This is a genomic window from Streptomyces acidicola (genome assembly GCF_009377235.1).
Classification (GTDB): domain Bacteria; phylum Actinomycetota; class Actinomycetes; order Streptomycetales; family Streptomycetaceae; genus Streptomyces; species Streptomyces acidicola.
The window spans coordinates 1-10,661 of the sequence record NZ_VMNX01000292.1 but is presented as its reverse complement, the minus strand read 5'-3'; the positions used below and the strand labels follow the sequence as shown (position 1 = coordinate 10,661).

Genomic DNA, 10,661 nt, shown 5'->3' with positions numbered 1-10,661 from the left:
ACCGAACCCGCCCCCAACGTCCCCACCGTCATCGCCGACCGCGTCGACATCGTCTACCGCGTCAACGGCACGGGCGCGGGCCGAGGCACCGCCACCGCCGCGCTCAACCGCATCCTGCGCCGCAAGAAGACCGAGAAGGCGGCGGGCGTGCGCACGGTGCACGCCGTGCGGAGCGTGTCCTTCACGGCGTACCGGGGCGAGGCCATCGGGCTCATCGGTACGAACGGCTCCGGCAAGTCCACGCTGCTGAAGGCCGTGGCCGGACTGCTCCCCGTCGAGAACGGCCGCATCTACACCGACGGCCAGCCCTCCCTCCTCGGCGTCAACGCGGCCCTGATGAACGACCTCACCGGCGAGCGCAACGTCCACCTCGGCGGTCTCGCGATGGGCATGTCCCGCGAGCAGGTGAAGGAGCGCTACCAGGAGATCGTCGACTTCTCCGGCATCAACGAGAAGGGCGACTTCATCACGCTGCCGATGCGGACGTACTCCTCCGGCATGGCGGCGCGACTCCGGTTCTCCATCGCCGCCGCGAAGGACCACGACGTACTGCTCATCGACGAGGCCCTCGCGACGGGGGACCGCTCCTTCCAGAAGCGCTCCGAGGCTCGTATCCGTGAGCTGCGCAAGCACGCGGGCACGGTGTTCCTCGTCAGCCACAACAACAAGTCGATCCGGGACACCTGTGACCGGGTGCTGTGGCTGGAGCGGGGGGAGCTCCGGATGGACGGGCCCACGGAGGAGGTCCTGAGGGAGTACGAGAAGTTCACCGGCGGGAAGAAGTAACGTCGCCCAGAAAGCTCACCTCTCCAAGAACCCGAACAGCTCCTCCCAGCGCCGTACGATCTCGTCCGTCGTGTAGCGCTGGATGTTGACGCGGGCCGCGTCGCCCATCCGGTCCCGCACCCGTTTGTCCGACATCAACATGTCCAGGCGGCGGGCGAGTTCACCCGTGTTCCCGGGGGCGGCCAGCAGGCCGTCCTCGCCGTCGCGGACGATCTCGTGGACGCCGGGGGCGCAGTCGAAGGCCGCGCACGGGACGGCGGAGGCCATGGCCTCCATCAGGGCCAGCGGGAAGCCCTCGCCCCTGGAGGACTGGACGAAGACGGAAGCGCCACGCAGGGCGCCGGGCACATCGCTGGTACGGCCCATCCAGGCCACCGAGTCGTCGAGGCCCAGCCCGGTGCACTGTTTGCGCAGGGCCTCCTCGTCCTCGCCGGAGCCGTAGATCCGCAGGGTCCAGTCGGGGTGACGCGGCGCGACCTCCTCCCAGGTGTCGAGGAGCATGTCGATGCCCTTCTGGTCGTGCAGCCGGCCGATGCTGATGACGGCCTTCTCGGTGCGCGGGGAGGGTTCGGCGGGTATGAAAGGCAGCGGGTTCGGCATGAAGGATGTGTTGTTGAGGCCCTGGCCGATCCACAGGTCCGCGTCCTCCCGGGTGAGGACGAGCATGCGGTCCACATTCTCGTAGTGTTCGAGGACGCGCCGGAAGCGCGAGCTCTTCCTGCTGTACTCGTACGACTCGTGGCTCATCCCGATGACGGTCAGGCCGGTCGTGTCGGCGAGTTCCACCCACTCCATCGCCCACACCTGCGTGACGATCACGACCGCGCCGGGGCGCGCGGCCCGGAAGAGCGACGTGAGGCGGGCGGCCTTCTCGCGCATGCTCGTGTCCCGGGCGCGGCCGAGGCGCGGGGGCGGGCCGTCGTGGTCGTCGTACAGCGTCGTGGTCGGGTACGGGAGGTCGCCCAGCTCCATCGCGATCTCGGGCGGAGTGATGCCGACGACGTGCACGCGATGCCCGCGCCCGGTGAACAGCCGGGCCATCTGGTGCGACCAACTGGCCACTCCACCCAGCTCGTTGACACTGTTGGCGACGAGGAAGATGTCGCGCGGCGGATACGGATACGGGGTCACGCTCGCCTCCACTGAGCGAAGAACTGGTCGACGATGCTCTCGGCGGCATGCCCCTTGTCGTACTCGCCGAAGTCGGCGACGAACCGCCGGCGGGCCCCGGAGTACTTGGCCGACTGTTCCTGAAGGGAGCCCAGCGCGGCGTACAGGTCGTCCTCAGTGCGGACGACGGGGCCGGGGGCTCGTTCGAGCAGGTCGAAGTAGGTGCCGCGGCCCTCGTGCACGTACTCCTCGTAGTCGTACGCGAAGAAGAACATCGGCCGGTCGAGGAGCGCGTAGTCGAACATCACGGACGAGTAGTCGGTGATCAGCCCGTCGGCGAGGGCCAGGAGGGGTGTCACGTCGTGGTGGGACGACACGTCGACGACCCGTCCCCGGACGGACGGCGGGAGGACGACGTGGTTGAGGTAGTGGGAACGGACGAGGAGGACGTACCGGTCTCCGAAGGTGTCGGCGAAGCGCTCCACGTCGAAGGGCAGCTCGAAGCGCCGCTGCCCGCGCCGGCGGAAGGTGGGGGCGTAGAGGAGGACCTTCCTGTCCTCCGGGATGCCCAACTCGGCGGCCAGCGGCCCCCGTCCGGGTGTCTCCCGGGCCGTCGCCTCCCGAGTCGTCGCCTCCCGGGCCGTCGCCTCTCGGGCCCTGACGAGCGCGTCGTTGCGCGGATAGCCCACCCGTAGCAGCGTCTTCTCCTTCAGGCGGAAGGCGCGTGCCAGGGTACGGACGTCGTGCTCGGAGCGGACCAGGAAGCGGTCGAAGCGGTCCAGGGTGCGCTGTTGTTCGGCCTGCTCGGTGCGGGAGCGGAGCTTCCACTCGGGCTCGTCGAAGCCCATCCGCTTGAGCGCGGAGCCGTGCCAGGTCTGGAGGTACGTCGTCCCGGGGCGCTTGGTGAGCTTCAGCGGGTAGCTCTGGTTGTCGATCCAGAACTCGGCGCGGGCCAGGGCCTTCAGGTACGGCAGCGACCAGCGGCGGACCAGCACGGCGTCCTCGGGAAAGCCCTCCGGCTTGTCCGCGTACGCCCACACGGCCTCGAACCGAAGGCCCTGGCGGCGCATCTCCTCGTAGATGGCGCGGGGGCTGTCGCTGTACTGGCGGCCCAGGTGGCTCTCGAAGACGACCAGGCGCTTCTTCACGGGCAGCCGGCTGAACGCCTCGTGGTAGACGCGGATCTTGGTGTCCCCGGAGGCGAGCGTCTTACGCACCGCCCTGGCCTTGCGGTAGCCGGACTTCGCGAGCCGTCCCGGGGCGCCGTGGATGCCGCGCTCGACGAGGACGTTCGCCTTCTTGTCGGGGACGAGCCGGAAGGCGAGGTGGCCGCGGGAGGATATCTCCGGTTCGATGCGGTCGGCGACCAGCCGGGTGAGCCGGGGGCGGACGGGCAACTGCCCGGTGACGAGGCCGGGTTCGGAGGCGGTGAGCCGGGTGGTAGTGCGCACGCCGTCGACGTGGAGGTGGAGCCGTACGTCCCACACGGCGTCCACTATGCCGACGGGCCGCAGCCCTCGCGTCAGGTCGGCCGCCGCCTCCCAGGCGATGGTCTCGCCCTCGTGCCGCAGCGTGGCCACGGGGAAGCGGAACACCTGGAAGCGGACGCCCTTGCGGCGCGCCACGAACTCCAGCTCACCGGTGAGGCGGGCGCCGGGCGGCACGACACCCAGCGGGTTGGTGATGCGTCCGGCGAGGCGGACCGTGCCGCCTGCGCCACCGTACGGCCCCTGGTACGAGGTCAGTTCGTTGCGCAGGAACATCCTCTCGACCGGCTTGGCGTGATAGCCGAGCTCGGTGACGTCCAGGACACGGCGTGCAAAAACCCCGCCGTCAACCCCGTCGTCGGGGTCATCGGGGTTGTCGGGTTTGTCGAGATGCTCGGCGCACCAGTAGATCCGGCCGTCGCGTTCGACGAGCGGCGAGGAGATCTTGTCGCGGTTGGTGAGCGTGTCCACGGCGGGCAGCAGGTTGTCCCAGTCGCTCCTGCGCAGCAGATAGGCGCAGATGGCGTGGATGGGCTCGATCTCGTCATACGCGGCCGGGTCGATCGACTCCAGGTACGCGCGGGCGATCGCGGCGAACTCCTGCCGGTAGGCGGCGTCCCGGAAGGGCAGGTCGCGCAAGTGCAGCACGAGGTCGTGCTTGAGGAACTTGACGTCCTTGTGGAACTTCAGCTCCGCCAGGCCCCGGTCGACGAGCAACTGGTCGACCCGGCGGTGTATCTCCATACGGTGGGTGAAGTTGGCGATCTCGGCCCGCCGGTTACTGATCGACTTCGTGGCCGCCCTGCCTGCGGTGACCGCCCTACCCGCCTTGCCCGGGTTGTCCACGACGTTCCAGTCGTAGACCCGGTTCGGTATGAGCGTGATGCGGCGCGCGGCCGCGTACGCCTGCGCCGAGAAGAGCAGGTCCTCGTAGTGGATGCCGACAGGGAACTCCAGGCGGTTGTCCAGCAGGAAGTCACGCCGGTAGCACTTGTTGGTCGACAGGGTGTCGAAGACCAGCAGGTCGGGCAGTTCGGAGATCGAGTCGAGGGTGCGGGTGCGCGCGTACAGCCACGGGTACCACTTGACCTCCTTGCCGCTGCGCGCGTCCACGTGGACGCGGACACACAGCCCGGAGACGAGGTCGGCGCCGGTGGTCTCGGCGGCCTCCAGCATGTTGCGGCAGGCGTTGCGCTCCAGCACGTCGTCGCTGTCGAGGAACATGACGTGGTCGCCGCGCGCCTGCTGGATGCCGTGGTTGCGGGGGGCGCCGCAGCCGCCGCTGTTCTCGGGCAGCCGGTGGGCCCGTACGCGGCCGGGGTTCTCGGCGGCGAGGCGCCGGGCCACCTCGTACGAGCCGTCCGTGCTCCGGTCGTCCACGATGACGACTTCCACGCTGCGCAGCGTCTGGTCCAGCACGGAGCGCACCGCCGCGGTGAGCCTGGTCTCGTCGTTGTAGACGATCACGACGACGGAGACGGCGGGTGCGGCGGTGTGCGGTGCCTCGTGCGGTCCCTCGGGCCCCGGAGAGCTGCGCAGATCCACGTTCATCCCACTTCATCGTAGACATACCGTTTGGCCCGGCTGTGGGGTGTAGTCCCCTTGCGAACCACTTAGGTAGATGTCACGAAAGGTGTGCGGGTTCCTGTAGCCCATAGCCCCTTTTTTTGGGGGCGCCCCAGCTGGGGCGCCCCCGAACGCATCCTTACGAACGCATCCTTACGAACGCACCCCTACGAACGCACCCCTACGAATGCACCCCTACGAATGCGTCCGCAGCAGCGTCCGCATCGTGCGCATCGCCACGGACAGGTTCGCCAGGTCGAACGCGTCGGAGCTCTGGATCTCCTCCAGCGTCATACGGGCCCGGCTCAGGATCGGGGCGTTCCGCTGCTCCCAGCCCTTGAAGCGCTGCTCGGGCGTGGCCTCGCCGTTGCCGACGGCCAGGACGTCGGCCGTGAGCGCCGCCTGGGCCGCGTAGAGGTCCTCGCGGATCGCCGCGCGGGCCATGGACTGCCAGCGGTCGGCGCGGGGCAGCTCGATGATGCGGTCCATGAGCTGGGTGATCCGCAGCCGGTCGGCGAGGTCGTAGTACACCTCGGCGACCTCCATCGGCTCCCGGCCCATGCGGTCGGCCACCGCGACGATGTCCAGCGTCGGGAAGGCGGGGGAGAACCCGGCGACCCGCGTGGCGAGCTCGTCGGGGACGCCCGCGTCCGTCAGCTCGTCGTAGATCTTCTGGTGCCACTCCAGATCGGCGCCGCGCACCAGCTTGGGCAGCTCGGCCCAGACCCGCTCCACGCCGTCCTTGAAGAACGCGATGGTCCCGGTGAGCTCCAGCGGCTGCGGCCGGTTGTTGAGCAGCCAGCGCGTGCCGCGCTCCACCAGTCGGCGGGAGTGCAGACGGATACGGGTCTGGACGGCCGCGTCGACCTTGTTGTCCAGCGCCTCCACCGCGTCCCACACCGCTCCGGAGTTGAAGATCGCGCGGGCCGCGGTCTGCGCCCGGACGATCTCCTCCAGGGAGGCTCCCGTCTCCTCCCGCATACGGTGCAGGAAGCTCGTACCGCCCGTGTTGACCGTGTCGTTGACCAGGACGGTCGTGGTGATCTCGCGGCGCAGCGGGTGGCTCTCGATGTTCTCGGGGAACCGCTCGCGCAGCGCGGTCGGGAAGTACGCGTACAGCAGGCCGTGCAGATACGGGTCGTCGGGCAGCGAGGTGTGCAGCAGCTCCTCGGCGACCGTGATCTTCGTGTAGGCGAGGAGGACGGCCGTCTCCGGGCCGGTGAGCCCGTGTCCGGTGCCCAGCCGCTCGCGGATCTGCCGGTCGGTGGGCAGGAACTCCAGCGCCCGGTCGAGGTGGCCCTCGCTCACCAGGTGGCGGAGGAAGCGCTGCTGGGCGTGGAGCATGTCCTTGGACTGGGCGAGGGCGTTGGCGATCGCCGTGTTCTGCGCGTAGTTGTTGCGCAGCACCAGGCCCCCGACCTCGTCGGTCATCTCGGCGAGCAGCTTGTTGCGCTGCTTGACGGTCATGTCGCCCTCGGTGACCAGACCGTTGAGCAGGATCTTGATGTTCACCTCGTGGTCGGAGGTGTCCACGCCCGCGCTGTTGTCGATGGCGTCGGTGTTGATCTTCCCGCCGCGCTGCGCGAACTCGATCCGGCCGAGCTGGGTCAGGCCGAGGTTGCCGCCCTCGCCGACGACCTGGACCCTGAGGTCCCGTCCGTCGACGCGGATGGCGTCGTTGGCCTTGTCGCCGACGTCGGCGTGGGTCTCGGTGGACGCCTTGACGTAGGTGCCGATACCGCCGTTCCACAGCAGGTCGACCGGCGCCTTGAGGATCGCCTTCATCAGGTCGGCCGGGGTCATCTTGGCGACCTTGCCCTCGATGCCGAGGGCCTCACGGATGTGGCTGTTGACCGGCACCGACTTCGCCGTACGGGGGAACACGCCGCCGCCGGTCGAGATCAGCTCGGTGTTGTAGTCCTCCCAGGAGGAGCGCGGCAGCTCGAAGAGGCGGCGGCGCTCGGCGTACGACGTGGCCGCGTCCGGGGTCGGGTCGATGAAGATGTGCCGGTGGTCGAAGGCGGCGACCAGACGGATGTGCTCGCTCAGCAGCATGCCGTTGCCGAACACGTCACCGGACATGTCACCGATGCCGACGACGGTAAAGTCCTCGGCCTGCGTGTTCACCCCCAGCTCCTGGAAGTGCCGCTTCACGGACTCCCAGGCGCCACGGGCGGTGATGCCCATGCCCTTGTGGTCGTATCCGGCGCTGCCACCCGACGCGAACGCGTCACCGAGCCAGAAGTTGTACGACTCGGCCACCTCGTTGGCGATGTCCGAGAACGTCGCCGTGCCCTTGTCGGCGGCGACCACCAGGTAGGTGTCGTCCTCGTCGTGCCGTACGACGTCGGTGGGCGGCACGACCTCGCCGGCCACCATGTTGTCGGTGATGTCGAGCAGTGCGGAGATGAACGTCTTGTAGCTGCGGATGCCCTCGGCCATCCAGGCGTCGCGGTCCACGGCCGGGTCCGGCAGCTGCTTGGCGACGAAGCCGCCCTTGGCGCCGACGGGCACGATGACGGTGTTCTTCACCATCTGCGCCTTGACCAGGCCGAGGATCTCGGTGCGGAAGTCCTCACGCCGGTCGGACCAGCGCAGGCCGCCGCGCGCGACCTTGCCGAACCGGAGGTGCACGCCTTCCACGCGCGGCGAGTACACCCAGATCTCGAACGCCGGACGCGGCGCCGGAAGGTCCGGGATGGCCTGCGGGTCGAACTTCATGGAGACGTATGCGTGCGGCAGCCCGCCCTGCGTCTCCTGGAAGAAGTTGGTCCGCAGGGTCGCCTTGATGACGGTCAGGAAGGACCGCAGGATCCGGTCCTCGTCGAGGCTGGCCACCTGGTCGAGCGCGCTGTCCAGCTCCTCCAGGAGCGCGTCGACGAGCTCGAGCCCGGCACGCTGCCGCTCCGGCGCCATCCGCGCCTCGAACAGGTTCACGAGCAGCCGGGTCGTGTGGACGTTGTTGCGGAGGGTGTCCTCCATGTAGTCCTGGCTGAAGGTGGAGCCCGCCTGGCGCAGGTACTTCGCGTACGCCCGCAGCATCATCGCCTCGCGCCAGGTGAGCCCGGCGCTCAGCACGAGCGCGTTGAAGCCGTCGTTCTCGGCCTGGCCGGTCCAGGTCGCCGCGAAGGCCTCCTGGAACCGCTCGCGCCCGTCGTCGCCCAGGTAGTCGCCGGGGCCGCTCAGTGCCTTGGGCAGGCGCAGTCCGAAGTCGTAGATCCAGGCGGTCGTACGGTCCGCGCAGCGCATCTCGTACGGCCGCTCGTCGACGACCTCGACGCCGAGCCGGCTGAGGACCGGCAGCACCGCGGAGAGGGAGACGGACTCGCCCCGGCGGTAGATCTTGAACCGCCGCTCACCGGGGCCTGCGCCCACGGGCTCGTACAGGCTGAGCGCGAAGTCCTTGCCGCCCTCGCCGTCCTTCTCGCCGTCCTTCTCGCCCTCGACGAGCTTTTCGAGGTGGACGAGGTCGGCGACGGCCGCACGCGGGCTGTGGTCCGCTTTGTAGCCCTCGGGGATGGCGTTGCCGTACCGGCGCAGCAGCTCCGCGGCGCGCTCCTCGCCGAGCTCGGCGTTCAGCGCCTCGGAGAACCCGTCGGACCAGGAGCGCGCGGCCTCCACCAGCCGCGCCTCGATGCGCTCCTTGTCGGCGTCGCTGAGCTCGGGCAGCTCGGTGCCCTGCGGGACGCGGACCACGAAGTGCAGCCGGGAGAGGATCGACTCGGTGTTCCAGGCCGTGAAGTCGACGCTGGTGCCGCCGAGTTCCTCCTTGAGGATGTCGATGATGCGCACCCGGACACCGGTGGTGTAGCGGTCCCGGGGCAGGTAGACGAGGGCGGAGTAGTAGCGCCCGTACTCGTCCTGGCGCAGGTAGAGCCGGAGCCTGCGCCGCTCCTGGAGGTACAGCACGGACGTGACGATGGACTGCAGTTCGTCGACGGGCGTCTGGAACAGCTCGTCGCGCGGGTACGTCTCCAGGATCTGCAGCAGGTCGCGCCCGTCGTGGCTGTTGGGCGAGAACCCGGCGCGCCCCAGCACCTCCTCGACCTTGCGGCGGATGACGGGGACGCGGCGGACGGACTCGGTGTAGGCGGCGGACGAGAAGAGTCCGAGGAAGCGCCGCTCCCCGACCACGTTCCCGTGCTCGTCGAACTTCTTCACGCCCACGTAGTCGAGGTAGCTCGGCCGGTGGACGGTGGCGCGGCTGTTGGCCTTGGTGAGGACGAGGAGCTTGTGCTCGCGGGCCTTGGCGCGGGCGTCGGCGGGAAGCCGCTCGAAGGAGGGGCTGACGGGGTGGCTCTCCTCGACGTGGTGGTGCGGGTCGGACCGCAGGATGCCGAGCCCGGTGCCCGGGACGGCGGCCAGCGAGTCGTCCTCCCGCAGCTGGTACTCCCGGAACCCGAGGAAGGTGAAGTGGTCGTCCGCCAGCCAGCGCAGCAGCTCGCGGGCCTCCTCGACCTCGTCGCCCCGCAGGTCGTCCGCGGTGGGCTCGGCGGGCAGCTCGTCGGCGATACGGATCGCCGCGTCCCGCATCTTCTCCCAGTCCTCGACCGCTTCACGGGCGTCGGACAGCACGCGCAGCAGATCGTTGGTGATCTGCTTCAGATCGGACCGGTCGGTCTCACGGTCGATCTCGACATGAATCCAGGACTCTGTGTGCACGTCGTGCGGCACATCGCCGACAGTCGGTGCGGTGAGCACCTCGATGAGCTTGCCTGCGACATCACGCCGCACGATGACCTGCGGGTGGATGACGACATGGATGCCCCGGCCCTGCCGCGACAGCTCATTGGTCACGGAGTCGACGAGGAACGGCATGTCGTCGGTGACGACCTCGACCACGGAGTGGCTGCAGGTCCAGCCGTTCTCCTCGACGGTCGGGGTGTGGACCCGCACGTTGGCAGTGCCCTGGGGGCGGTTCTCCGCCAGCCGGTAGTGCGAGAAAGCGGCTCCGAGGATGTCGACCGGGTCGCGGTCGGCCAGGTCCTCCGGGGCGGTGTGCAGGTAGTAGCGCTGGAGGAACGCGAACACGGTTTCGCGGTCCGAGGTGCCGGGGGGTGCCTCGCCCGTCGTCCCAGTCGGTAGGTGCCCCCCGACCGGGCTGTTCTCAGCTACCCGGGCGGCCCGTTCGAGCAGCTCGGCCTTGGCTTCGTCCAGCTTGGTCTGCATTGTCCTCTGGCTCCTGTCGCGCGCCGTTGCGTGACGTTGAAGGAAGTTCGGTCCCTTCCCTGCGGACGTGACGCCGAGACGCGGGGTGTCCGGTCTGCTCCGACGCTATGCCGCAAGGTGAGGTGTGTGGGGGGTTCTGAGCCAATCTTGAGCTGCTCGGCAGCTGTGAGAATGCTCTCTGCGAGCCACGGTCGAAGGGCGCCCTCGGTGCCCCGGGAGCCCTTCCGGCCCCCTCCCGCCCGCAAGGACCAGCGACCGCCGCCCGGTCACGGCTGTGGGCCGTGCTCTCCGGGCGCAGGGCAGGGACGACGAGGTCCCCGCGAAATATCGCGCTGATCACGCCACAAGGCTATCGCTCATGACGGGGGGCCCGTCATGAGCCGTATGTGTATAAAACCCGGGGTCGAAGTTTGACGTGTTGATACCCCGTCTCCGGTCGTCATGACCGGGGCGAGGTTCCTTTGAAATACAAACACAGCGAGGACGCTGTGAACCGAGGGGACTATTCCTCTCCTTGGTTCCGCTCTCGTGATGTGTTGCCGG

General features: G+C 69.0%; 4 protein-coding genes. 1 reads left to right on the top strand and 3 read right to left on the bottom strand.

What is annotated here, in order from left to right; all coding sequences use genetic code 11:
* Nucleotides 1-30 precede the first annotated feature (30 nt).
* A complete protein-coding gene (locus tag FPZ41_RS40965) occupies nucleotides 31-786 on the top strand; it encodes an ABC transporter ATP-binding protein (protein WP_322621369.1) in 756 nt (251 codons plus the stop codon).
* 15 nt (nucleotides 787-801) lie between these two features.
* Here FPZ41_RS40965 and FPZ41_RS40960 read toward each other — a convergent pair whose 3' ends face one another.
* The 3 genes from FPZ41_RS40960 to FPZ41_RS40950 all read right to left on the bottom strand — a co-directional run bounded on the left by FPZ41_RS40960 (nucleotide 802) and on the right by FPZ41_RS40950 (nucleotide 10,118).
* On the bottom strand, nucleotides 802-1,917 hold the full coding sequence (locus FPZ41_RS40960) for a glycosyltransferase (RefSeq protein ID WP_322621368.1): 1,116 nt from the start codon (nucleotides 1,915-1,917) through the stop codon (nucleotides 802-804).
* Entirely contained in the window at nucleotides 1,914-4,934 is a 3,021-nt protein-coding gene (locus FPZ41_RS40955; RefSeq protein ID WP_152869248.1) for a bifunctional glycosyltransferase/CDP-glycerol:glycerophosphate glycerophosphotransferase, read from the bottom strand. Before FPZ41_RS40955 ends, FPZ41_RS40960 begins: the two co-directional genes overlap by 4 nt.
* 210 nt (nucleotides 4,935-5,144) lie before the next feature.
* Entirely contained in the window at nucleotides 5,145-10,118 is a 4,974-nt protein-coding gene (locus FPZ41_RS40950) for an NAD-glutamate dehydrogenase (protein WP_152869246.1), read from the bottom strand.
* Nucleotides 10,119-10,661: the final 543 nt, after the last annotated feature.